Origin of the sequence: Stenotrophomonas maltophilia, from assembly GCF_001274595.1 — a bacterium.
GTDB classification, from domain to species: Bacteria; Pseudomonadota; Gammaproteobacteria; order Xanthomonadales; family Xanthomonadaceae; genus Stenotrophomonas; species Stenotrophomonas forensis.
The window spans coordinates 4,325,852-4,351,356 of the sequence record NZ_CP011010.1; the positions used below are offsets into that span (position 1 = coordinate 4,325,852).

At 67.1% G+C, this 25,505-nt stretch carries 18 protein-coding genes; 6 read left to right on the top strand and 12 right to left on the bottom strand.

The genetic code is table 11. The features are described 5' to 3' along the window. Positions 1-73 precede the first annotated feature (73 nt). On the bottom strand, positions 74-1,786 hold the full coding sequence (gene rhlB, locus VN11_RS19700) for an ATP-dependent RNA helicase RhlB (protein WP_053450967.1): 1,713 nt from the start codon (positions 1,784-1,786) through the stop codon (positions 74-76). Between the two features lie 511 nt (positions 1,787-2,297). Here rhlB and trxA point away from each other — a divergent pair. Continuing rightward, a complete protein-coding gene (gene trxA / locus VN11_RS19705; protein WP_005411275.1) occupies positions 2,298-2,627 on the top strand; it encodes a thioredoxin in 330 nt (109 codons plus the stop codon). A 228-nt stretch (positions 2,628-2,855) separates the two neighbouring features. Continuing rightward, a complete protein-coding gene (rho, locus tag VN11_RS19710; protein WP_053450968.1) occupies positions 2,856-4,601 on the top strand; it encodes a transcription termination factor Rho in 1,746 nt (581 codons plus the stop codon). A gap of 110 nt (positions 4,602-4,711) precedes the next feature. Here rho and VN11_RS19715 read toward each other — a convergent pair whose 3' ends face one another. Beyond that, positions 4,712-7,243 (bottom strand): glycoside hydrolase family 3 protein, encoded by a 2,532-nt coding sequence (locus VN11_RS19715; protein WP_053450969.1) that lies wholly within the window; start codon positions 7,241-7,243, stop codon positions 4,712-4,714. A 341-nt stretch (positions 7,244-7,584) separates the two neighbouring features. Here VN11_RS19715 and VN11_RS19720 point away from each other — a divergent pair, with 341 nt between their 5' ends. Further along, entirely contained in the window at positions 7,585-8,592 is a 1,008-nt protein-coding gene (locus VN11_RS19720; protein WP_040006979.1) for a LacI family DNA-binding transcriptional regulator, read from the top strand. Between the two features lie 17 nt (positions 8,593-8,609). On the opposite strand, the gene VN11_RS19725 is transcribed toward VN11_RS19720, so the two are convergent. Then, positions 8,610-9,806: a sugar MFS transporter gene (locus VN11_RS19725; RefSeq protein WP_238581898.1), complete on the bottom strand. Its 1,197-nt coding sequence runs from the start codon at positions 9,804-9,806 to the stop codon at positions 8,610-8,612. A 488-nt stretch (positions 9,807-10,294) separates the two neighbouring features. On the opposite strand from VN11_RS19725, the gene VN11_RS19730 reads away from it, so the two are divergent. From VN11_RS19730 to VN11_RS19740, 3 genes are all read left to right on the top strand, one after another. Next, positions 10,295-13,285: a TonB-dependent receptor gene (locus VN11_RS19730; RefSeq protein WP_053450971.1), complete on the top strand. Its 2,991-nt coding sequence runs from the start codon at positions 10,295-10,297 to the stop codon at positions 13,283-13,285. A gap of 64 nt (positions 13,286-13,349) precedes the next feature. After that, a complete protein-coding gene (locus VN11_RS19735; protein ID WP_053450972.1) occupies positions 13,350-14,366 on the top strand; it encodes a cupin-like domain-containing protein in 1,017 nt (338 codons plus the stop codon). Between the two features lie 114 nt (positions 14,367-14,480). Continuing rightward, on the top strand, positions 14,481-16,055 hold the full coding sequence (locus VN11_RS19740; RefSeq protein ID WP_008265935.1) for a sensor domain-containing diguanylate cyclase: 1,575 nt from the start codon (positions 14,481-14,483) through the stop codon (positions 16,053-16,055). 34 nt (positions 16,056-16,089) lie between these two features. Here the strand turns inward: VN11_RS19740 and VN11_RS19745 are convergent, their stop codons facing one another. The 9 genes from VN11_RS19745 to VN11_RS19790 all read right to left on the bottom strand — a co-directional run bounded on the left by VN11_RS19745 (position 16,090) and on the right by VN11_RS19790 (position 25,500). Beyond that, positions 16,090-16,980 (bottom strand): TonB-dependent receptor, encoded by an 891-nt coding sequence (locus tag VN11_RS19745; RefSeq protein ID WP_053450973.1) that lies wholly within the window; start codon positions 16,978-16,980, stop codon positions 16,090-16,092. Positions 16,981-17,041: 61 nt separating this feature from the next. After that, positions 17,042-18,772 (bottom strand): bifunctional isocitrate dehydrogenase kinase/phosphatase, encoded by a 1,731-nt coding sequence (gene aceK / locus VN11_RS19750; protein WP_053450974.1) that lies wholly within the window; start codon positions 18,770-18,772, stop codon positions 17,042-17,044. Between the two features lie 146 nt (positions 18,773-18,918). Continuing rightward, a complete protein-coding gene (locus VN11_RS19755) occupies positions 18,919-19,278 on the bottom strand; it encodes a hypothetical protein (RefSeq protein WP_006473505.1) in 360 nt (119 codons plus the stop codon). Positions 19,279-19,332: 54 nt separating this feature from the next. After that, a complete protein-coding gene (locus tag VN11_RS19760) occupies positions 19,333-19,749 on the bottom strand; it encodes a roadblock/LC7 domain-containing protein (RefSeq protein ID WP_049456706.1) in 417 nt (138 codons plus the stop codon). Then, entirely contained in the window at positions 19,742-20,290 is a 549-nt protein-coding gene (locus tag VN11_RS19765) for a GTP-binding protein (RefSeq protein ID WP_053450975.1), read from the bottom strand. The genes VN11_RS19760 and VN11_RS19765 overlap by 8 nt, the downstream gene beginning before the upstream one ends. Beyond that, positions 20,283-21,248, bottom strand: coding sequence for a hypothetical protein (locus tag VN11_RS19770; RefSeq protein WP_053450976.1), 966 nt, complete (start codon positions 21,246-21,248; stop codon positions 20,283-20,285). The genes VN11_RS19765 and VN11_RS19770 overlap by 8 nt, the downstream gene beginning before the upstream one ends. 282 nt (positions 21,249-21,530) lie before the next feature. Beyond that, complete coding sequence (locus tag VN11_RS19775; RefSeq protein WP_053450977.1) at positions 21,531-23,753, bottom strand: NADP-dependent isocitrate dehydrogenase; 2,223 nt, start codon at positions 23,751-23,753, stop codon at positions 21,531-21,533. Between the two features lie 894 nt (positions 23,754-24,647). Then, positions 24,648-25,160 carry a hypothetical protein gene (locus tag VN11_RS19785; RefSeq protein WP_006473548.1) on the bottom strand — a complete coding sequence of 171 codons (513 nt, stop codon included), beginning with the start codon at positions 25,158-25,160 and terminating at the stop codon, positions 24,648-24,650. Positions 25,161-25,206: 46 nt separating this feature from the next. Continuing rightward, positions 25,207-25,500, bottom strand: a complete 294-nt coding sequence (locus tag VN11_RS19790) for a LysM peptidoglycan-binding domain-containing protein (RefSeq protein WP_006473550.1) — start codon at positions 25,498-25,500, stop codon at positions 25,207-25,209. Positions 25,501-25,505: the final 5 nt, after the last annotated feature.

A 25,505-nucleotide genomic window follows, 5' to 3' on the forward strand; every position in this document is an offset into this window, starting at 1 on the left:
GGCCGCTGGCCGGCACTACCTTTAAGGCCACCCGACCAACGGTCGGGTGCTACCCGCTGGTCGGCAGCGCCGATCAGCTGCCCGACAGCATCCGGCGGATCTTGCGGCCGATGCGGGTCAGGAACGAATCGCCGGTATCGGCGGCGGTTCGCACCGGCTTGGCCACCACCTGCACCGGGGTGACCGGGCTGGCGCCGTTGCCGGCGGTGTTCTGCACGCCCTCGGCGCCTTCGACCGGACGGCCGTGGCGACGACGACGGCGCTTGCGCGGCTTGCGCTCGCCCTCCACCGCCCCTTCCGGTGCGCCTTCGGCACGCGGCGGACGCGGGGCCTGTGCCACGGCGGCCTCGGCACCTTCAGCCGGCGCGGCGGACGCCTGCTCGCCTTCCACGCGCGGCTTGCGCGGGCCACGCGAACGGCGCTCGCCGCTGCGCTCACCGTCGCGACGCTCGCCACGACCACCGCCGGAGCGGCCGCCACTGCGGCCACCACCACGACGCTCTTCCTCGGCGGCGCGGGCTTCGCGCGCTTCACGGAAGATCTGGCCGACGCTCTCGTTCTCCTCGCCTTCCTCGCCAGCGGCCGGGGCCGGGCGTTCCGGGCGCGGCAGCGGGGTCAACAGTTCCTTGGTCACCGGCTCGGACGGAATCTTCTGCTCGATGTAGGCCTCGATGTCCGGCAGGCCCATGGCGTAGCGCTCACAGGCGAAGCTGATCGCATCACCCTCTTCGCCCAGGCGCGCGGTACGGCCGATGCGGTGCACGTAGTCTTCGGCATCGAACGGCAGGTCGTAGTTGTAGACGTACTTGATGCCGTCGATATGCAGGCCGCGGGCGGCCACGTCAGTGGCCACCAGGATTTCCAGCTGGCCCTTCTGGAAGCGGTTGAGCAGGCTCTCACGCTTCTTCTGCGGCACGTCGCCAGACAGCACGCCGACACGGTAGCCGGCCTTTTCCAGCGAACGGGCGACGCGCTCGACGAACACCTTGGTATTGACGAACACCATGGTGCGCGCGCCTTCGCTGCGCGACAACAGGCCCAGCAGCAGCGGGATCTTTTCGTCGTCGGCCGGGAAGTAGATGCGCTGGCGCACGCGCGCGGCGGTGATGGTCTCGGCTTCGACCACCAGCTTCTGCGGCTCGTTCATGTGCTCGTAGGCCAGCTCCAGCACGCGGTGGCTGAGGGTGGCGCTGAACAGCAGGGTCTGCCGGATGGTGCGCTCGGGCATGCGGCGCAGCAGGAAGCGGATGTCCTTGATGAAGCCCAGGTCGAACATGCGGTCGGCTTCGTCCAGCACGCAGATCTCGCAGGCGTGCAGCGAAACCACCTTGTGCTGCTTGACGTAGTCGATCAGGCGGCCCGGGGTGGCGATGATCACGTCCACGCCCTGCTGCAGCAGTTCGCGCTGCTTGTCGTAATCCACGCCGCCGTAGACCAGCGCGAAGCGCAGGCCGAGGTCGGAACCGAACTTCACCGCATCCTTGTGGATCTGGATGGCCAGTTCGCGGGTCGGGGCAAGGATCAGCGCGCGCGGATCTTCCGGCTTGCGGTCGGCCAGGGCCGGGCGGGTCAGCAGGCGGTTCACGACAGCGACCAGGAAGGCCAGGGTCTTGCCGGTGCCGGTCTGCGCCTGGCCGGCGACATCACCACCGGGAAGCGCGACGGGCAGGGTCAGCGCCTGGATCGGCGTGCAGCGGGTGAATCCGGCTCCTTCAAGACCAGCCTGCAGGGCCGGATGCAGCTCGAAGGAGGAGAAGGTCAAATCGGTCAGCGGTTTGTCGCTCATGTGTCCGTCTTGGTATGGCCGCCGGCCCGTGGGGCGGCTGGCACTTCAGCGTCTAGGGGCACCGTCGCAAACTGCGGCCCCTGCGGCGGGTTGGCAGGCTGGGACCACCCGGTCCGCGCGCCGCACAATGCCCCAGTTTAACGCACTCGGGCGGGCAAACCGGAATGGGCAGTCTCAATAGACTGAGAGACGGCCGGCCTTCACCCAGCCACACCGGACTTGAACGGCCTGGCCAGGGTCGCTGGTGTCGCCCACTGCCAGCCCCATGTAAAGGAAGACAGTGAAATCCGACACATACCAGGCATCGAACCGATCACGATACGCTGGGTTCCAGCCGGCGCCTGTCCCTGCCCTGCGATAGGGGTACACTGCCGGCCGTGAGCGTCCAGGCATTCCGCCGAACGCACCGCGGCAGTGCGCCGCGAGGCAACGACGAGGGTCGCGCCACCGGGCATGGCCCAGTTCACCCACCTCCGGCATGGCCGGGTGCAATCCAAGACGAGAAACCAAGATGAGCGACAAGGTTGTACATGTCGGCGACGCCGACTTTGATAGCGCAGTGCTGAATTCCAAGGAACCGGTGCTGGTCGATTTCTGGGCCGAGTGGTGTGGCCCGTGCAAGATGATCGCCCCGGCGCTGGACGAACTGGCCGATGCCTACCAGGGCCGCGCCAAGATCGCCAAGGTCAACGTCGACCACAATCGTGCGCTGGCCGCCAAGTACCACGTGCGTTCGATTCCGTACCTGGTCGTGTTCAAGGACGGCGAAAAGGTCGGCGAGCAGATCGGTGCGGTCGGCAAGGCCCAGCTGGCCGGCCTGCTGGACAAGGCCCTGGCCTGATCCTGTGGTTCCCCGGCAGCCGCCGCCCGCGGCTGCCGGCGGGCGCCACGCGCCCATGATGAATGCTGTTCCCGGCGACCCTTGCACGGCGCCGCTGGCCGATGATAGTGTCGGCACATCCGGCCGCGTTCGCGTGCCGCACCTTCTGGACGCAGTGTCTTCCAGACCCATTCCCAACGTTCGCCGCCCCAGCCGGGCGCTCGCACCTTCAAGCGAGGAATAACGCTCTTGTCCGATAACACTTCCGAAACCGGCAGCGCCGATGCGCCCGCCGAAAAGCGCGTGCGCAAGCCCCGCGTAGCCAAGGCTGCCGCTCCGGCCGCCGCCGAAACCAGCGCCGCGCCGGCGCAGCCGACCCTGCCGCTGGCCGCCGCGCCGGAAGCACCGGCGCCGGCAGCCCCTTCGCCGAGCGCGCCCGCCGCCGAGGCCCCTGCCAGCAGTGGCGGCGGCGAAGGTGGTGAGGGCCGCGAATCCGGCCAGCCGCGCCAGCAGAATCACCAGGGGGGTGGCCAGAACCAGGGCCAGAACCCGTACAACCAGAACGGCCAGCAGGGCCAGGGACAGGGTCAGGGCAACCGCCGCGACCGCTTCCGCAACCGCCGCGACCGTGACCGCAACAACCGCTTCCGCGACGATGGCATGCCCAACGACGGCGGCGAGCAGCAGCCCTTCGTGCCGCGCCCGCACGCCAACGTGCCCGAGGGCTTCCCGGTCTACTCGCTGAGCGACCTCAAGCGCATGCCGGCGCAGAAGCTGCTGGAAATCGCCGAGCAGCTGCAGATCTCCGAAGGCGTCGCCCGCGCCCGCAAGCAGGACGTCATCTTTGCCCTGCTGAAGGTGCTGACCCGCCACGGTGACGGCGTCGCCGCCGACGGCGTGCTGGAAATCCTGCCTGACGGCTTCGGCTTCCTGCGCGCGGCCGAAGCCAGCTACCTGGCCGGCCCGGACGACACCTACATCTCGCCCAGCCAGATCCGCCGCTTCAACCTGCGTACCGGCGACCACATCTCCGGCCGCATCCGCTTCCCGAAGGATGGCGAACGCTACTTCGCGCTGAACATCGTCGACACCATCAACGGTGAGCCGATCGAAGCATCGAAGAACAAGGTGCTGTTCGAGAACCTGACCGCGCTGTTCCCGCGCCGTCGCTTCACCCTGGAGCGCGGCAACGGTTCGTCGGAAGACATCACCGGCCGCATCCTCGACCTGATGGCACCGCAGGGCAAGGGCCAGCGCTCGCTCATCGTCTCCCAGCCGAAGGCGGGCAAGACGATGATGATGCAGCAGGTCGCCACCGCGATCACCACCAACCACCCGGACGTGCACCTGATCGTGCTGCTGATCGACGAGCGCCCGGAAGAAGTGACCGAAATGCAGCGCACCGTGCGCGGCGAAGTCATCAGTTCGACCTTCGACGAGCCGGCCGCGCGCCACGTGCAGGTGGCCGAGATGGTCATCGAGCGCGCCAAGCGCCTGGTCGAGCACAAGAAGGACGTGGTGATCCTGCTCGACTCGATCACCCGCCTGGCCCGCGCCTACAACAACGTGGTGCCGAGCTCGGGCAAGGTGCTGACCGGTGGTGTCGACGCCAACGCCCTGCACCGCCCGAAGCGCTTCTTCGGTGCCGCGCGCAACGTGGAAGAAGGCGGCAGCCTGACCATCATCGCCACCGCGCTGGTCGACACCGGCTCGAAGATGGACGAGGTGATCTACGAAGAGTTCAAGGGCACCGGCAACAGCGAAGTGCACCTGAGCCGTCGCATTGCTGAAAAGCGCGTGTTCCCGGCCATCGACATCAACCGTTCGGGCACCCGCCGCGAAGACCTGCTGATCGAACCGGAACTGCTGCAGAAGATCTGGATCCTGCGCAAGCTGCTGCATCCGATGGATGAAATGGCCGCGATGGAATTCCTGCTGGACAAGATGAAGAACACCAAGTCCAACGACGAGTTCTTCGGTTCGATGAAGCGATAAGAGAAAAGCCCCGCATTGCGGGGCTTTTTTTTGCCGTCGGGATAGGCGGCATCCACGCATGGCGTGGATCTACCGGCCGCACCGGGCATCACCCGGCGCGGCCGCGCGGCTTACGGGCAGGCCACCGCACCCTCGGCATTGGCCGTGTTGGCGGTCAGCTTGACCTGGGTGAAGGCCGCGGCGAACGGCGTGTCGGCAGTCACCACGAACGGAGCTTCCACCGCACCCAGGGCCACGCCTTGCTTGGCAAAGCACGCCAGCGGCACGGTCACCGTCTGCTTCTGGCCGGGCGAGAGCTTGCCCAGCAACGGGGCGATATCCACCCCGCCCTCGCAGCCACTGCCGCACTGCATCGTCACCTTCACCGGCGAGACAGGGCGCTTCACCAGCTGCACATCGAACTGCAGCGCGCCGTTGCTGCGCGCCAGTGCGCCCAGGTTGCGGCGCGAGGTGCTGCGCGCGATCAGCTGCGCGGGGGCCAGCCAGGTCACCTCCTTGGCGTCCTGCTGGGTGTTCACCTGCACGGTGCGCACCTGCACCACCGGCTTGGCAGCCGGCCAGCGCAGCGTGGCATTCAGATCATTGCCCAGCGGTTGCGTTGCGCCAGCGGCGGCCACGTGCAGGGCGAACGGCGGCGTGTCGGCGCGGTTGAAGATCGGCAGCACCGTCACTTCGCCGCAGCTGTCCGGATTGGCTTCGTCCAGACGCGCGACCTTGCCACCCTTGGCGTAGCTCAGGCCATAACCCCGCGCGAACAGGGCCGGCTTCTTCGCATCGGGCTGGTCGATCGGCGCCGGGCATGGCACGCCCGGCCACGGGAAGCTGAGGCGGCCGCGGAAGTCGTGCGCGGGCTTGCCACCCTTGCCGGCCACCAGCACATCGGTGACGCCCTTGCCTTCGGTGCCCGGCAGCCACGCCGCAACGAACGCGCTGGACAGATTGAGCAGGTCGTTGGTGTACATCGGCCGACCGGACAGGTAGACCGTCACCACCGGCTTGCCGCTCGCTGTGGCGGCCTTCAGCACGGCCAGGTCCTGCGGGTAGGCGCGGCTGTGGCTGACCGTGTCCGAGGCAAGGATGTCGCCGTTGGTCTCCGCATACGGCGTTTCCCCGATCACCGCCAGCACCACATCGAAGGTGTTCGGGTCGATGCCCTGGCCATCTGCGCTGAAGCTGACCTTGTCCGCGCCCAGTTCGGCGCGCAGCGCGCCCAGCACCGAGTCGGCGTTGGGGAAGTCGGCATTGCTGTTCTCGGTGCCCTGCCAGGTCAGCGACCAGCCACCGGACTGGTCACCGATGTTGTCGGCGCCCTTGCCGACCACCAGCACGCGCGCATCTCTGCGCAACGGCAGCGCATGGCCTTCGTTCTTCAGCAGCACCAGCGATTCACGCACCGCGCGGCGCGCCAGCTCGCGGTGCTGCACGGCCGTGGCATCACCCGCATAACGGCTGTCGGACGGCTTGTGTTCGAACAGCCCGGCACGCAGCTTCACCCGCAGGATGCGCGTCACCGCATCGTCGATGCGCGCCATCGGGATCTCGCCCTTCTGCACCTGCGCGGTGGTGTTGTCGATGAAGGCCTTCCAGTCGTCGGGCACCATTACCATGTCGATGCCGGCGTTGATGGCCTGCGCGCAGCTGTCGTTGCGGCAGCCCGGCACCTGGGCGATGCCGTTCCAGTCGGAGACGACGAAGCCGTCGAAGCCCATCCTGTCTTTCAGCGCATCGGTCAGCAGTGCCCTGCTGCCGTGCATCTTGCCGTAGTCGATTCCGGCGGCGCGGTCGTTCCAGCTGTTGAACGAGGCCATCACGGTCTGCGCACCTTCGGCCAGCGCGCCGTAATAGCCCTGCGCGTGGACGTTGATCATGGTGGCCTTGTCGACCAGCGCCTCACCCTGATCCCGGCCGTTGTCGGTGGCACCGTCGCCCAGGTAGTGCTTGGCGGTGGTGACCACGTTGCCGTCATCCTTGAACGCCCCCTGCGCGCCCTTGACGTAGGCGTGGGCGAAGCTGCGGATCACCGCCGGGTCGGACGAATAGCTTTCGTAGGTGCGGCCCCAGCGCGGGTCGTGGGCCACGGCGAGGGTGGGCGCGAACACCCAGCCGATGCCGGTGGCACGCACCGAGCGTGCGGTCGCCTCGCCAATGCGCTCGATCAGTTCGGCATCACCGGCCGCGCCCAGGCCGATGTTGTGCGGGAACAGCGTGGCGCCCAGCACATTGTTGTGGCCATGCACCGCGTCGGTACCCCAGATCACCGGCACCGGCGTCTTCGCATCGGTCGCCAATGAAGCCACGTGGTAGGCATCGGCCAGTTTCAGCCAGTCCTGCACGCTGGCGTGCTTGTCCATGCCCGGCCAGGAGCCGCCGCCGTTGAGCACCGAGCCGATGTAGTACTGGCGCACCTGCTCCGGCGTGATTGTCTTGATCTCGGCCTGGGTCATCTGCCCGATCTTCTGCGCCAGCGTCATCTGCGAAAGGATCTGCTGCACGCGGCGTTCGATGCCGGCGTCGGTGGCGATCGCGCTGTGCACGCGTGGCCAGTCCTGCAGGCGTTCGCCCTCGGCCTGTGCGGCACCGACCGGTGCGGCAATCGCGGCCAGCAGGCAGCTGGCAAGAAGGGTCTGGGTGGGGCGATTCACTGGGCTCTACCTCCGTGGATGAAGTTCCTGGCGTGCGCGGCGGCGATGGCACGCCGGCATGGGTGCCTGCGCACCGCTCCTGACAGCGCTGTCATATAAGTCCGCTCACGTGCTGTCAATCGTTGTTCGTGCGCAATGCGGTGGTGGCCGCGCAACGACGGGCTCCGCCGCGCGCGTGGCGCACCGCGGTCACGCCCGGGTGCTGCATCGCGACAAGGAATCCGGACGTGCCAGCGGACCTCCTGTCGTGGCAACATCCGCCTGCTTCGGCAACATCGACCGGGCCAGCACGCTCTACCATCGCCGCGTGCCCGCCGCCTTCCAGGAGGATCCATCGCACCATGCGCAGTCGAATCGAGGATGTCGCCGCCGTCGCCGGGGTTTCGATCAAGACCGTGTCCCGCGTACTCAACCACGAGCCGAACGTGCGCGAGCAGACGCGCGAACGCGTGCTGGCGGCAGTGGCGCGGCTGGGCTACAAGCCCAACCTGTCGGCGCGCAGCCTGGCCGGCCAGCGCTCGTATGCACTGGCGCTGGTCTACAACAATCCTTCGCGCAACTACCTGATGGAAATCCAGAGCGGCATGCTGGAAGCCTGCCATGCGCAGCACTACAACCTGATCCTGGGGCCGGTCGGTACCGGCCGCCGCACCCTGCCCGACCTGGCCGCGCTGTTCGAGAACTCGCGCCCGGACGGCGTCGTGCTGATTCCACCACTGACCGACGATGAGGTGGTGCTGTCCTACCTGGAAGAGCAGGACATTCCCTTCGCCTGCATCGCGCCACGCCACCCGGAAGGCCGCATCGGCGTGCGCATGGACGAGACCACCGCGGTGGTCGAACTGATCGGCCACCTGGTCGCGCAGGGCCATCGCCGCATCGGCCACATCAAGGGGCCCCGCGCGCACGGTGCCTGCCAGTGGCGCCACGCCGGATATCGCCAGGCGCTGCGCGGCGCCGGTATCGCCTACGACCCGCAGCTGGTGGTCAACGGCCAGTTCTCGTTCGAGTCGGGCGTGGATGCCGCCAACATCCTGCTGGATCTGGACGATCCGCCGACGGCGATCTTCGCGGCCAACGATGACATGGCCGCGGCGGTGTACCGCGTGGCCGGCGAGCGTGGCCTGCGTGTCCCGCGCGATCTGTCGGTGTGCGGCTTCGACGATACCCCGATCGCCGGGCACATCTATCCGGCGCTGACCACGGTGCGCCAGCCGACCGCGCACATGGGCCGGCTGGCGACCGAGCAGTTGATTGAGCACATCCGCACCGAGACCGCAGGACGCATGATCACGGTCGAGCATGCGGTGCTGGATCGCGAGTCGACCGCCGCGCCCCGGCGGCGCTGACGACGGCAGAACCGGGCTCATGGCGCCGGCAGCCGTGAGCCCTTCCACGCATAGAAGGCGATGTAGACGTAGCACAGCACCGGCAGCAGGAAGGACAGCTGCAGGCCATGGCGATCGGCCAGCCAGCCCATCGCCAGCGGAATCACCGCGCCACCGACGATGGCCATCACCAGCAGGCTCGACGCCTTTCCGGTGAGTGCACCAAGGCGGGCGATGGCCAGGGCGAAGATGGTCGGGAACATGATGGAGTTGAACAGGCCGATGCTGACCACGGCCCACTTGGCCAGGCCGCCACTGGCGGTGACCGTGATGCCCAGCAGGATCATCACCGCCACCGCGAACAGGCCCAGCAGATGGCGCGCGTCCAGCCGCGCCAGCAGCGCCGCCCCCACCAGGCGGCCGGCCAGCGCGCCGCCCCAGTACAGCGAAACATAGCCGGTGGCTTCCTGCTCGGTCAGGCCGTGGCCGATGCCTGGCGAGGACAGGAAATTGACCAGCACGCTGCCGATGGACACCTCGGCACCGACGTAGCAGAAGATGGCCAGCACGCCCAGGCGCACGTGGCGATGGCGCAGCACGTCCCATACGCGGCCTTCGCTGCTGGCGCGCCCCTCCACGCCCGGAATGGTGGGCAGGCGGAACATCCAGATCGCGACGGCCAGCAGAAGCAGCGCGACTGCCAGGCCGAAGTACGGCAGCTGCACCGACTGCGCTTCGGCCGCGCGATAGGCCAGTGCTTCGGCCTGCGGCAGCAGGGCCAGCTCATCCTCGCTGCGCGGCTTCGCCGAGAGGATCAGCAGGCCGCCGAACAGCGGCGCCAGCGTAGTGCCCAGCGAGTTCATCGCCTGCGCCAGGGTCAGCCGGCTGGAGCTGGTGCGCTCGTCACCGAGCAGCGCGACATAGGGATTGGCCGCCACCTGCAGCACGGTGATGCCGGTGGCCAGCACGAACAGCGCCGCCAGGAACAGGCCGTACACGTGCGCGGCAGCGGCCGGCCAGAACATCAGCGCACCCACGCAGGCGATGGCCAGGCCGGCGACGATGCCGCGCTTGTAGCCGAGCGCCGCGACCAGCCGTCCGGCCGGCAGTGACATCAGGAAGTAGGCGCCGAAGAAGGTGAACTGGATCAGCATCGCCTGCACCCAGGTGAGCGCGAAGGCGGCCTTCAGGTGGGGAATGAGGATGTCGTTGAGGCAGGTGAGAAAGCCCCACATGAAGAAGATCGCGGTCACCACGGCCAACGCGCGGGTATTGCCCTGCACGTGTTGTCCGCTGACGGTCGTTGCTGTGTCCAATGCCTGTCCTCCCGGTCAGTGATTCAAGCCATCCATCGGTCATGCGCGGCACACGAAGGCCAACTGGATTGTCCGGCGCTGTCAACACGCCGCACAGCCTTCCCGGCACGCCCCCGCACCGTCATCCGCGCAGTTTCGTTCTGCACCGCACAACGCTTTTCCGCATCCGGATTGGCAGCGCTGTCATGCCTGAAAAACCGCTGCAAACGCCTTCAATAAAGGCAATTCGCAGATGCGAGCGGCTTCCTGGCAACGGTTACATCCCGACCTGCACGGCCGCTGGTCAGGCGCACTTGATGGCAGTTTGTTGACAACGCTGTCAACCGTCGCTCCAATCCGGCCACGTGCAGTAACCGCGATCAGAACAACGCAACAACACAACCGGATTCCCTGGGGAGGGAGCTTGCATGAAGACGTACAGGGCAGTACCTCGCAAGACGATGCTCACTTCCGCGCTGCTGGCAGCGCTGGCTGCACCGGCCTGGGCACAGGACGCACCCGCCGCCGGCCCGGCCGATCCGGCCACGCTGGATACCGTGCAGGTCACCGGTATCCGCGGCAGCCTGCAGTCTTCAATGAACCTCAAGCGCGACAGCCAGGGCGTGGTCGATGGCATCGTCGCCGAGGACATCGGCAAATTCCCGGATACCAACCTGGCCGAATCGCTGCAGCGCATCAGCGGCGTGTCGATCGACCGTACCTCCAGCGGCGAAGGCTCCAAGGTGACCGTGCGCGGCATCGGCCCGGACTACAACCTGGTGTTGTTGAACGGTCGCCAGATGCCCGCCTCCAACCTTGGCAACGGTGGTGGCGGCCTGAATGGCTCGCGCTCGTTCGATTTCGCCAACCTTGCCTCCGAATCGGTTTCGGCGGTGGAGGTGTACAAGACCAGCCGTGCCGACAACCCGGCTGGCGGTATCGGCGCCACCATCAACATCAGGACGATGCGCCCGCTGGAGTCGGAGCCGGTGATCAGCCTGGGCCTGAAGGCGGTCAATGATTCGTCCAACGACAACCTGCCGCGCACGCTGCAGGGCTCGAACATCACCGGCGAACTGTCGGGCATCTTCAGCCAGCGCTACGCCGATGACCGCTTCGGCGTGACCCTCAGTGCCAGCCATCAGGAACGCGATTCGGGCTTCAACCAGGCCACGGTGGCCGAAGGCTGGGCGACGCTGTACGGCAACAACACCACCGACTGGCGCGCGCTGCCGCAGCCGGGCCAGGGCTATGCCGACCGCATCACCAACCGGCCCGGGCCGAACGATGTGTACGCACGCCCGCAGAACACCGCGTACAACGTCAACGGCGTGCAGCGCCAGCGCACCAATGCGCAGGCCACGTTCCAGTGGAAGCCGGCCGACAACGTGACGACCACGCTGGACTACACCTATGTCGAGAACAAGGTGCAGCAGCAACGCAGTGAACTGTCCGTGTGGTTCAACTACGGACCGGGCGACAGCACCTGGACCAACGGGCCGGTGGCCGCGCCGATCATCTACAGCGAGGACATGACCAATTCGGACGTGTCGATGGGCGGCGCCAAGCTGGCCACCAGGACCGGCATGCACTCGCTGGGCTTCAACGTGGACTGGGAAGTGAACGACGCGCTGGACCTCTCGTTCGATGCCCACAACTCCACCGCCGAATCGAAGCCGGACAGTCCGTATGGTTCGGCCGGCGTGCTGGGCGTGGCCGCCTTCGTGCGTGGCAAGACCACGGTGGACTACAGCGGCGACCTGCCGATCATCAACATCGCGCTGCCGCCCGGCGGCGTGCAGGCGTCCGATGCGCTGGTGACCGGTTCGGTGTTCCAGAACAGCTACAACAAGTCGAAAGTGCAGCAGTACCAGGGTCGCGGTACGTTCCGCTTTGCCGACTACTCGGCGCTGGACTTCGGCATTGGCCACGCCCAGGTGGAGAACCGTTCGGCGTCGGCGATCATGCAGCGCAATACCTGGGGTGGCCTGGGAACACCGTCCGACTACGCCGATGACATCTGGTATGCGGACAACATGGCCAAGTACTTCAAGGCGTTCTCCGGCCACAGCGATCCGCGCCTGACCGGCCAGTTCCTGGTCTTCGACTTCGACCGCCTGATCGATCGCGCCGCACAGGTCGGCAGCGCCTCCGATCCGGCCTGCCCCAGCTGCTACTACGCGCCCAGCCAGTATTCAGAGGACATCCGCACCACCGAGAAGACCCGCAGCGCCTACCTGCAGTACCGCACCAGCTTCGACTGGTCGATGCCGCTGCACGTGGCCGCCGGCGTGCGCTACGAGCGCACCGAAGTAGAATCCAACGCGATGGTGCGCGTACCCACCGGCATCAGCTGGGGCTCGGCCAACGAGCTGAACATCGTCTACGCGGCCGACAGCAGCTTCATCGGTGGCCGTGGCAAGTACGACTACATGCTGCCCAACGTCGACCTGAAGCTGGACCTGAGCGAATCGCTGGCGCTGCGCGGCAGCTACAGCCGCACGCTGGGCCGCCCCAGCTGGACCCAGATTCAGAGCGGCCAGTCGCTGGCCGACATCGTGCGCACCCAGGGCGGCACCGCCAGTCGTGGCAACCCGGGGCTGGAGCCGCTGATCTCGGACAACTTCGACCTGTCGCTGGAGTGGTACTACGGCGAGGCCAGCTATGCCTCGGTCGGCTTCTTCCGCAAGAACATCAAGAACTTCATCAGCGACACCATCGTGCGCGAGAACACCGGCACGCTGCACACCCCGGTGGGAGGTGCGTACTGGAACGAGGCACTGGCCTCCGGCTGCGGCACCACCGACATGCCCTGCATCCGCGACTACATCTTCACCAACCATGCCGGCGATCCGGGCGTGACCTACACCGGCACCAATTCGGCCGGGCAGAAGACCGGCACCATCACCGGCCTGCCGGGAGATCCGATCGCCGGCTTCGACGTCACCGTGCCCGCCAACCAGCACTCGGACCATCTCGATGGCTGGGAAGTGGCGGTACAGCACCTGTTCGGCCAGTCCGGCTTCGGCGTCGCGGCCAACTACACCAAGGTGAAGTCGGGGCTGACCTTCAACAACCTGAGCCTGGGTGACCAGTACCCGATGATCGGCCTGAGCGACTCGGCCAACGTTGTCGCTTTCTATGACAAGCACGCCTGGCAGATCCGTGCGGCGTACAACTGGCGCGACAAGTTCCTCAACGGCATCGGCGGCCAGGGTCCCAATCCGAACTACACCGCTGCCTACGGCCAGCTCGACCTGAACATCAGCTACGCGGTGAGCGAACAGCTGACCCTGAGCCTGGAGGCGATCAACCTCACCGACGAGACCATGCGCACGTACTCGCGCCATACCAACATGCTGCGCTACGCCACCCAGACCGGGCCACGCTACATGTTCGGCGTACGCTACAAGTTCTGACCGGCCACGGTATCGTGGAGCCGGGCGCAGGCCCGGCTCCACACACCCCACCGGATATCCGCGCATGCTGCCGCCGCCCTACCCCATCGATGAAGTACATGGCCTGGACCCGGCACAGCTGCACGAGCAGCTGCCGGGCTGGACCACGCCGAAGGTGATCCGCGGGCTGGTCTCGCATTGGCCGCTGGTGGCCGCCGCACGCACGTCCGATGCCGCTGCGGTCGCTCATCTGGCCACCTTCGATCCTGGCCGGATGCCGGTGACCGCCACCACCGCAGCGCCCGAAGCACAGGGGCGGTTGTTCTACAACGAGGACATGAGCGGCTTCAACTTCCGCCGCGAACAGGTGCCGCTGAAAGTCGTGCTGGCCACGTTGCTGAAGTACGCGCACGATCCGTCGCCGCCGTCGATCTACGTCGCCTCGACCACGCTGGACAGCTTCCTGCCCGGCCTGGCCGAAGCGAATCCGCTGCATCTGGGCATGGCCGACCCGCTGACCAGCATCTGGATCGGCAACCGCTCGCGCATCGCCGCCCACCAGGATGTACCGGACAATCTTGCCTGCGTGGCTGCGGGGCGCCGCCGGGTCACCCTGTTCGCCCCCGACCAGGTGCGCAATCTTTACGTCGGCCCGTTGGATCTGACCCCGGCCGGCCAGGCGATCAGCCTGGTTGACTTCCACGCACCGGATTTCGAGCGCTTCCCACGCTTCCGCGAGGCGCTGGCGCAGGCGCAGGTGGCAGAACTGGCGCCGGGCGATGCCGTCTTCATTCCTTCGCTCTGGTGGCACCACATGGAAGGACTGGACGCGTTCAACGTGCTGATCAACAGCTGGTGGCGCCCGGTGCCGGCCTGGATGGATTCGCCGATGAACGCACTGATGCTGGCGATCCTGGCGGTGCGCGACCTTCCCGAACCCCAGCGCGCGCACTGGCGCGCGATGTTCGATCACTACGTGTTCGACGCCGATACGGCGACCAGCGCACAAATTCCTGCGCATGCGCGTGGCGTGCTGGCCCCGCTGCACGCCGACGGCGCCGCGCAGATACGGCAGATCCTGCGCCAGCGACTGCAACGGTGAATCCCGTGGCGGGCGCGTGCTTCACCCGCGCCCGGCCCTTTTGTGGCGATAATGCAGCCCCGCCTCCGCCGGTACCTGACCGCGCCGAGCGCCCTCTGCCCTCGTTTGCCCCGCATGCGCCTGATTTCGCCCCGCCTCAACCTGGGCAAGCTGATCCTCGCCCTGGCCCTGCTCAGCGCCATCATCGCGCTGGCCAATACCCTGCTGGCCAGCTACCGGGTGCAGCGCGACCAGCTGGTCGGCAACACCCTGGAAGCCAATCGCGTCTATGCCACCAAGCTGGCCGAGACCACCCAGAACTTCCTGCTGGCCGCACAGCAGGAGCTGGCCTATGCGGCCACCCGGCTCGGCCAGGACGATCTGGATCCGCAGCGGGCGCAGGATGAGGCCAGCCGCCTGCAGCTGCAGACCAACAGCTTCAACTCCTCGCTGGTGGTGGACGCCGATGGCCTGGTGATCGCCACTTCGCCGCAGACCCTGCAGCTGCAGGGTGAGGTGCTGCACAGCGTCGGCAACAACGCAGCACTGGCGGCACGCCAGCCGATGATCAGCGATCCGTACCAATCGGCCACCGGCAAGCTGCTGGTGTCGCTGTCGCACCCGATCTTCAACCGCCAGGGCCACTACCGCGGCTACGTCAGCGGGACCCTGTACCTGCGCCAGCGCAGCGCACTGCATACGCTGCTGGGCAAGCACTACTACCGCGACGGGTCCTACCTGTACGTGGTCGACCGTCATGGTCGCCTGCTCTATCACGCCGATGGCAAGCGGGTCGGTGACTACGTGGTCGGCAATCCGGCGGTGAAGGCGGTGGTGCGTGGCGAGCGCGGCGCCCAGCAGGTGCGCAACAACCTGGGCGTGTCGATGCTGGCCGGGTATGCACCGGTACCGGCGACCGGCTGGGGCATCATCGCCCAGCGTCCGACCGAGGCCACCCTGCAACCGCTGTCGCGGTTGATGACCGCAGTGATCTGGAACGCGATTCCGCTCGGCCTGCTGTCGCTGCTGGTCACCTGGTGGTTCGCCCGCCGCATTTCGATGCCGCTGTGGCAGCTGGCGCGCAACGTGCAGGGCGGCGAAGATACCGGCAATGCGATCAACCATGTCAGCGGCATCCGTGCGTGGTACTTCGAGGTCGCGCAGCTGAAACACGCGGTGCTGCACAGCTTCAACGCACTGCAGGACCGGATCGGCACGCTCAACCGGGCCAGCCGCACCGACCCGCTGACCGGCCTGCTCAATCGTCGTGGCCTGCAGCAGGCCCTGGATGCGCTGCAGGTGCAGGGCATCCCGTTCGCGATCCTGGCGCTGGACATCGATCGCTTCAAATCGATCAACGATGCCCACGGCCACGACGTCGGCGACGCCGCCATCGTCCATATCGCCGATCAGATGCGCCGCTATTCGCGCGACAGCGACATCCTCTGCCGCGCCGGCGGCGAGGAATTCCTGCTGCTGTTGCCGGGCATCAACGCCGAGCCGGCACGCCAGGCCGGCGAACGCCTGCGCCAGCATATCGCCGACCACCCGTTCGAGCCGGTGGGCACCATCACCGTGTCACTGGGCGTGGCCCATTTCCCGAGCTTCCATGTCGATGCCGAGCAGGCGTTGCGGCTGGCCGACAAGGCGCTGTACATGGCCAAGGAACAGGGCCGCAACCGGGTCGTGGTCTACCCCTACGCCGACTGATGCGGAGCCGGCCCGGCCGGCCCCGCCACCACCCTCAGCCCTGTTCCAGCGGGGTCAGCAGGCGCACGCCGCGCCGGGCGCCATCAACCATGTAGACGCCGCCCTCCTGCAGCAGGTCACTACCGGCCTGCTCGATCGGGTCCGCCCTGCGCCACGGCACGGCCTGCCGCGGCCCCGGAATGAAGACGCGCCAGCGCCCCAGACGCTCCGGCCCGGCATTGCGATCATTGTTCAGGGCGAAGTTCACCGGCACGCGTACCGTCCAGCTGTCCCGGGTGCTGTCCTCGCCGGTGGTCGGCGGGGTGAAGGTCCATTTGCGGGCGCTGCTGACGCTGGCCTTGGCCAGGCTGTCGCGCATCTTGGCCAGGGTTCGCTCGGGCCCGATCACGGCCATGTTGACCTGCTCGGCAACGACATCGGCCACCGTACCGTCGCGGGCCACCTTGACCATCAGCACCACCTCGCCCTGGCCACCGTTCCGATAGACCTCTTCCGGGTAACGCGGCGGCGTCATGCGCCGGTCAGTCACCGAGTCGGTCGCCTTCGGATCGTATTCGCTGAAGTTGACGCTGGTCATGCTGACTTCGTAACCGCCATCTGCCATCGACTTGCCGCGCAGGCGCACGTGCAGCGGAGCACGCGTCGCCACCGCCTTGCCATCACGCAGCGTCGGCTCGAAGCGCCAACCTGCAATGGTGCCCTCGACGAAGGATGCGATGCTCGGAGACAGCATCGACTTCTGGTCCAGTACCAGCGTGCTGACCGAACCATCGGCAGTGATCTCGATATGGCCGGAAAGCACCATGCTCATTTCCGCCGTGGCGCGCACGGCGCGTGCGGTCTGTGCACTGGCATCGCCGGCCAGCAAGGGGGCGCCGCAGCCTACGGCCAGCGCGAGGGCGAGAAACAGGGGGGAACGCATCATTGCCGGGTCCTTGGTGATGAATACCGAGCGTACCCCAGTCGGCGCCGCCACGGCAGCCCGTTCACGCCAGCCGGTGGGCGCCCGCGTACGGCGGGGTGTCGGGGTAGTCACCACGCGCGAACCGCTCCTGCAGCTGCTGCCACCACTGCGGATCGAACAGGTGCCGGAAATGCTCGCGCACCGCGGCCAGTTCAGCGGCCGGCAGCCCCATGAACGGGCCGAAGCGCTCAGGGAAGACATCGCGTGGGCCTACATGGAACCACGGCTCATCGGCCATCGCCTCTTCCGGGCTGCGCGGCTGCGGCCAGGCGCGGAACACGCAGTCGCTGACCAGGCACAGTTCGTCATAGTCGTAGAACACGGCGCGGCCATGGCGCGACACACCGAAATTCTTCGGCAGCATGTCACCGGGAAAAATGTTGTTGCGCGCCATGTCGGTGATGGCCTGCGCATAGTCGAGCACCGCCGCGCGCACCGCCTCTCCGCCCTGCTCGCGCAGGTACAGGTTCAACGGGCGGAAGCGACGCTGCACATAGCACAGCGCGACTTCCACCTGGTCGCCATCGACGCGAACGCTCTGCGCGCACTGCTGCAGCAGCTCGTCCAGCAGCGCCGGCGCGAAGCGGTCACGCGGGAAGCGCAGATGGCGATACGGCTGTGCGTCAAGCAGACGGCCGACACGGTCAAGGTTGAACACCAGCGCGTACTTCTCTTCCACCTGCTGCCGCGACATTGCCTTGGGCCAGGCAAAGCGGTCGCGGATCAGCTTGAACACCAGCGGATAGCTGGGCAGGGTGAACACCGCCATGACCATGCCCGGCGTGCCTTCGGCAGGCACCAGCCGCTCCTGCGGATGCTCGTTGAAGTGGCGGAAGAAGGTGCGGTAGCGCTCGGTCTTGCCCTGCTTGGCGCGGCCCAGCACGGTGTAGATCTCGTCGATCGGCTTGCCCGGCAACAGGCTGCGCAGGAACACCACCGCATCCCCCACCGTGGCAAGGTCGGCCTGGAAGTAGCTGCGCGACACGCCGAACAGGTGGGCGACATCGCGGCGCCGGGTCAGCACGGCATCGGCGCGCAGCCCGCGCTCATCGTTGACCAGGGCGATCACGCACGGCGAGAAGCGATGCTCGCCGAACACGCGGCCGACCAGATAGGCGCGGCGCTCGCGATAGAACACGGTGTCGAGCAGCTCGATGCTGCGTACCGGCGTGTCACCCCAATGGGCCAGATCGTCCTGCAGGCGCACTGCGATCGCCGCCGCGCAGCGCAACTGGTGGGCATAGGGAATGTCGAAGCGGTAGTCGGCCAGCACCCGCTGCAGCGCCTCCACCGGCCGCGTGGGCGAGACCGCATAGGTATGCCGTGCGACCGGATGGGTGATGGCATCGGAAGGTTCAACGTCGAAGGCGATGAACTCCAGCGCCGGGTCCACGCCACGGGTGGCGAACAGGCGCCGCGACAAGGTGTTGTAGAAGGTCTTGTACAGCTCGGCATCGATCAGCTCCTGCAGCAGGGCGCTGTAGCGCGCGTGCACCTGCAGCCACAGCGCGCGCGCGCCGATCGCCTCACCGGCGAGGCGACGCAGGGCATCCATCTGCTCGGCGATGCACAGGTCGTACAGGGCGATGCGCTCGACGGCATCCTGGCGGGCGCCGGCCCAGTCGCGCTGCTCGAAGCGCTGCCGCGCACGCGCGGTGATCGCCGCGAAGCGGGCGTGATACTGCTCGAAACCATCACGGATGGCGCCCGCGATGCGCGACGCCAGCTCGGCGGCGATGTCAGGCTCGGACATGCAGGGCTCACCGGAGAGGACCGGCTTCACCATACGCTGGCGTGTGTGGCGCCGTCGAGCGCGCAGGTAGTGCCGGCCGCTGGCCGGCAGCCCCTGGACCGCCGGTGGATCCATGCAGATGCCGGCCAGCGGCCGGCACTACCGGCTCAGATCGCCAGTTCGGCCTCCACGTCCTGCACCTTGCGCCGCGCCAGGGCCAGGTTGGACTTGGTGCGGTCCAGCACGATGTAGAAGAACAGCCCCTTCTTCTTCGCCACCGGACGCATGATGTGGTACGCCTTGCCCAGCGAGATCAGGATGTCCTCGATGGTGTCGTTGAGGTTCAGCGACGCGGCAGTCTTCATCTTGGCACGGATCACTTCGGTGTTGCCGGCCGCGGCCACTTCCATGTCCATGCCGGCACCGGCTTCGCCCAGCAGCATGCCGCTTTCATAGTCGACCAGCGCCACCGCCTGTGCGCCATCGATGCCCATCAGTGCGTTCAACGATTCAGTCAATCCAGCCACGTCGTATCCCCTTGTCAGTGTTGGTTCGAGCCCCTTGTTCCCCTGCGACCGGGCTCACGATCCGCTGAGTTCGGCCAGGATCGCCTGGCCACATTCCCTGCTCTGCCACAGCACCTGGCCGATCACGCTGCGCTGGTCGCAGGCTGCCATCAGCAGCAGCGGCGCGCGCCCTTCGGCCTGGATCGCCAGCATCAGCACCTTGCCCCCCGCGGCTTCCAGCATCAGCGTCTGCAGATCGCCCAGCACCAGCTCGCGCCCCACCGCCGCGGCCAGCGCCAGCATCGCGCTGGTCATCGCCGCCAACCGTTCGCCGCGACCGTCAGCACCGGCGCTGACCAGCGCGAAACCATCCACGCTGGCCAGCACGACCGTGCGCACACCTTCGACCCGCTGCTGCAGGTCGTGCAGCAGGGGCTGCAGGCGCTCGCGCTGACCGGCATCGGGCAGGACCGCCACCTGCCCGTCAGCCATGCGCGGCCACCAGTGCATGCGCTTCCATTTCGCCCATCAACACATCCATCAGCAGCAGTCCCTGCTCGCGGTTGCGGGCATCGACCGCCAGCAGCGGCAGTGGCTGGTCGTCGAGGCAGGCGCGCGTGGCCCAGTCGTCCAGCGCGGCATGGGGCGCCTGGTCGAGATGGGTGACCGCCACCACCAGGGCCAGCGCCGGTGCAAACGGCCGCAGCACCTGCAGGTAGTCCTGCAGCTCGGCGGCCATGCCGGCGCGACGCGCATCCAGCAGCAACACCGCACCGCGCGCACCCTGCAGCAGGATCGGCCACAGGAAGTCGAAGCGCTGCTGGCCCGGGGTGCCGTACAGGCGCAGCCGTTCGCCGTTGGGCAGGTCGATGTCGGCGTAGTCCAGCGCGACGGTGGTGGAGGCCTTGTCGGCGCCAAGGCGATCACTGTTGGCCACATCCGTATCGATCACCGCGCCGGCCGCGATGCTGCGCACCAGGGTCGACTTGCCACTGCCCATCCCGCCCAGCACCACCACCTTGTGCTCACGCATTGCGCTCGCTCCCGCGCAGGTGCCGCCACAGGCGGGCGAGCAGGCCGTGATCGGCACCCACGCTGCGCGCCGTCGCTACCGACGACGTCGGTGCAGCCTGCAGCTGCGCATAGCCACACAGATAGGCGGCATGGATGAAGTCGCGCACCGCCGCCGCCGGCAGTTCCAGCAGCATCGCGCACTCGTCCACGGTGCAGGCCCGCTTGAGCAGCAGCGAGCACAGGCGGAAGCCATCGTGATCGTGGCCCAGCACGCGGAAATCGGGCCAGCGCAGCAGCTTCACCGAAGCACCGCGCAGGCGCTCGTCCAGCGCCTGCCAGTGACGACTGCGCTGCGCCCACTGCCACAGCAACGGCCGCAGTGGCTGGCGTGCACGGTCGCCGGCCAACGCCTGCAGTCGTGCCGGTGTCAGCGCATCCAGCTGCAGTCGCTCGAAGGCGTCGGCCAGGCGCTCTACCAGTGCGGCGGAAGGCTCCTGCAGCAGCACCGCCTGGTCATGCTCCAGATCCATCAGCAGCAACGGCTCGCCCGCATCACTCAACAGTGCCTGGCCCTGGCGCAGCGGCAGCCGTTCGCGCAGCAGTCGGGTGATGGCGTGCGCACCATCGGCCAAGCGGATCGGAGCGGGTGCGTGCATGGCCAGGGGCTCCCCTGCCACCTGCATGCCGCGCAAGGCGCGGGCGATGGCACCGTCATCCAGTACGTCCTGATGGCCATCGCCATCACGCAGCTGGCCTCCCAGGTCCTCGATCCAGCAGTGCAGTCGCGGGCGTTGCTGGCGCATGCGCTGGGCCGCATTGCGCAGCGCCGGGGTATCACGGATGACCAGCAGGTCGCAGTCGTCCAGGTCCTGGCTGCGCCGCACCTGCCCATCGGGCAGTGCAGAGGCCAGGCGCAGCCGTTGCAGCAGGGCCTGCTCGCCCTGGATATCGGTTCCCACTACCAGCACGCGTGCCATCGGTGTTCCCCGTGCGACCACCTCCCCGGTGGCCTCGCGTCGCCAAGGCTAGGGCATCGCCTGCGGCGACCGTCGTGATCGATTGCTCAGATTGGAAGTGATCGCGAACGCAGCCCGTTCCGTTCTGCGACAACCATCGTGGGCAAGTTTCATGCCCTCTTGACGGCGTTACGACAGCCGACGGATTTCACGGTTCTGGCCGAAGATCGGACGCGGCCGGCCACGCAAAAAGAAACCCGCGCCGAAGCGCGGGTTCCGGGGTCGCAACGGGACGGCGATGGATCAGCCGCGCAGCTGCTCCAGTGCGGCATTGAAGGTCGCGCTCGGGCGCATCGCCTTGCTGGCCTTGGCCACGTCCGGGCGGTAGTAGCCGCCGATATCCACGGCCTTGCCCTGCACGGCGATCAGCTCGTCGACGATCTTCTGCTCGTTGTCGGTCAGCGCCTTGGCCAGCGGGGCGAAGCGTGCCTTCAGCGCGGCATCTTCATTCTGCGCGGCCAGGGCCTGGGCCCAGTACAGCGCGATGTAGAAGTGGCTGCCGCGATTGTCGATGCCACCCAGCTTGCGCGACGGCGACTTGTCGTTGTCCAGGAACTGGCCGTTGGCCTCGTCCAGGGCCTTGGCCAGCACGCGGGCGGCGGCGTTGTCGTAACGGTTGCCCAGGTGTTCCAGCGACGCGGCCAGCGCCAGGAATTCACCCAGCGAATCCCAGCGCAGGTAGTCCTCTTCGACGAACTGCTGTACGTGCTTCGGGGCCGAGCCGCCGGCGCCGGTCTCGAACAGGCCGCCACCGGCCATCAGCGGCACGATCGACAGCATCTTGGCGCTGGTGCCCAGCTCCATGATAGGGAACAGGTCGGTCAGGTAGTCGCGCAGCACGTTGCCGGTCACCGAGATGGTGTCCTCACCCTTGCGGATGCGGTCCAGCGAGAACGCGGTGGCTTCCACCGGCGGCAGGATGCGGATGTCCAGGCCGGCGGTGTCGTGGTTCTTCAGATAGGTTTCGACCTTGGCGATGACCTGCGCATCGTGGGCACGGGCAGCGTCCAGCCAGAACACGGCCGGGGTGCTGCTCAGGCGAGCACGTTCGACGGCCAGCTTCACCCAGTCCTGGATCGGCGCATCCTTGGTCTGGCACATGCGCCAGATGTCACCGGCTTCCACGGCGTGCTCGAACACCACGTTGCCGGCGTCGTCGGTGACCTTGACCACGCCATCGGCGGCGATCTGGAAGGTCTTGTCGTGCGAGCCGTACTCTTCGGCCTTCTGTGCCATCAGGCCGACGTTCGGCACCGAGCCCATGGTGGCCGGGTCGAAGGCACCGTGCGCCTTGCAGTCGTCGATGACGGCCTGGTACACGCCGGCGTAGCAGCGGTCCGGAATGAGCGCCTTGGTGTCCTGCAGCTTGCCTTCGGCATTCCACATCTTGCCGGAGTCGCGGATCATCGCCGGCATCGAGGCGTCGACGATCACGTCGCTCGGCACGTGCAGGTTGGTGATGCCCTTGTCCGAGTTGACCATGGCCACGCCCGGACGCTGTGCGTACTCGGCGGCCAGGTCGGCTTCGATCGCGGCACGGGTGGCTTCCGGCAGCGACGGCAGGCGCGCGGCCAGGTCACCGATGCCGTTGTTGGCATCGAAACCGGCCTGCTTCAGCACGTCGGCGTGCTTGGCCAACACGTCCTTGTAGAACTCGTTGACCGCCACGCCGAACATGATCGGGTCGGAGACCTTCATCATGGTCGCCTTCAGGTGCAGCGAGAACAGCACGCCCTGGGCCTTGGCATCGGCGATCTGCTCGCCGATGAACGCGGCCAGCGCCTTGCGGCTCATCACCGCGGCATCGACGATCTCGCCGGCCTTGACCGCGGTCTTTTCCTTCAGCACGACGGCGCTGCCGTCCTTGCCGTGGAAGGTGATCTTCAGCGAACCGGCGTTGGCCAGGGTGGCCGACTTCTCGCTGCCGTAGAAGTCACCGGCAGCCATGTGCGCGACGTGCGACTTCGAATCGGCGGCCCAGGCGCCCATGCGGTGCGGATGCTTGCGCGCGTAGTTCTTCACCGACAGCGGTGCGCGGCGGTCGGAGTTGCCTTCTCGCAGCACCGGGTTCACCGCGCTGCCCTTGACCTTGTCATAGCGCGCCTTGTAGTCGCGCTGCTGGTCGTCGGCCGGGGTTTCCGGGTAGTCCGGCAGCGGATAGCCCTGGTCCTGCAGTTCCTTGATGGCCGCCTTCAGCTGCGGCACCGACGCCGAAATGTTCGGCAGCTTGATGATGTTGGCGTCCGGGGTGGTCGCCAGCTGGCCCAGTTCGGCCAGGTCGTCACTGACCTTCTGTGCATCGGACAGCAGTTCCGGGAACTGCGACAGGATGCGACCGGACAGCGAGATGTCACGGGTTTCGACCACGATGCCGGCAGTGGCGGTGTAGGCATCGACGATCGGCAGCAGCGACTGGGTGGCCAGGAACGGGGCTTCGTCGGTCAGCGTGTAGAGGATCTTGGACATGGGGGACTTGGACTCTGTAGCAGTGCTCAGGGGAAGGCCGGCGCCAGCGCCGGGCCACGTGCAACCGTGTCGCTTTTCCCTGCCGCCGTCAGGGTGGGCGCGCGGTGGGGAAACCCCTGCATTGTCGCGTTTTCAGCCGCGCGGGGCAAAGCCGCGCCATACGCGGCGGTACTGCACCACTGTGTTGCGCGGCTGGTTAGCTTCCCGCCTGGAGCCTGAGGCTTGGTTGGCTAGTTCGACTTCCCGCTCGTGGAGGCACGCACGACCCACTCCGACAATCGCTGCCCCCACTCGGCGCCCATCGGACAGGTCAACGTCTGTGCGCGTTTGCTTCGCCGGAAGCTGCAGACGCGGAATCCTCCAACGACGGCGGCCAGGCTGGCGACTTCATCTGCCGTCGCAGCAGCACCTCGGATGTGCAGCGAACCGGCGCCAGACACGCTGGGTCGAACGTAGACGTCGTACCGGGTGGAACCTCCGTCCGCGCTTGCGTACCCCGACACGGCATATCCGCTGTCCGTGAAGCGCAGATCCGGCGTGCTTCCGGGCGCAGGCTTTTCAGGTGCATCGCCCTCGTAGATCAAGGCGACTTCCCTATCGCCACGCCTGACGCGGTGCAGACCAAAGTCGACAGGTGCCTCGTAGGTCACGGACATGCCCGTAGGCACGCGCAGACAGGCACCGTATAGAAAGTGGTCGCAGCTGTAGCTCCACAGATCAGCGGGTGCGATTGCGAGGGTGAGTGCCATCCAGCTGAGCATCCTGTCCCCCGACCTGTCCGTATGCGGCTGAGGGTACCCGAGATCCATGTCGAGCGAGCATCGCCCAATAAAAAAGGACGCAGCCTCGCGGCTGCGCCCATCGTGAGTCCTGCCGGGAGAGAGTCGGCAGGACTTACTTGACCTCGAACTCCTGCGGCGTTCCGGCCGCCTTGCCATCGACCATGACCTCGGCGCGGTACTTGCCGGCCGGCCAGCCCTTTGCATTCTTGAACGTGACGTTGGTGGTTTCCGCGCCGCTGGCGTTCAGGGTCGCGGTCTGTTCGCCGGCCACCTGGCCGTCCTGGTAGGTCAGCTTGGCGCCGACATTGACATTGTTGGCGGCGCCGTCGGTCTTGATCGAGACGATGACGTCATCCTTCGGTGCGAACAGGGCAGCCGGTGCGACCGACTTGTCGGCGGCGGCCGTCTTGCCCACGGTAACGGTGGAGACGCTGACCGCAGCGGCTTCGGCCATCGGCGGCGGTGCGCCGGTCATCGGCGCCGGCGCTGCCGGTTCAGCCGGCGCGGTTGCTGCCGGTGCGGCGTTGCTGTCGGTCGACTCTTCCTTCTTCTTGCAACCGACCAGGGCAACGCTGCCCAGCAGGGCGGCGATCAGGGCGGTCTGGAGCGGGGTGGTCTTGATCATTCGGGGTTCCTCCCAGGGGATTGTCGGACGGCGTTCGATTGCCGGCTTACTTCGGCGGCAGCTTCAGGGTCTGGCCCGGGAAGATCTTGTCCGGGTCATCGAGCACATCGCGGTTGGCTTCGAAGATCTTCTTCCAGGCATTGGCGTCGCCCAGGTGCTGCTTGGCGATCTTCGACAGCGAATCTCCCTTCTGCACGGTGTAGGTGCCGCCGCTGACAACCTCGGCGGTGCTGTCCACCGAAGCGCTGACGCCGGAGAAGTCCGCCTTCGGCACCTGCTCGGCGGTACTGTCGACGCTGGCACTGACGCCGGAGAAATCGGCTTTCTTCTCGGTACTCATCCACA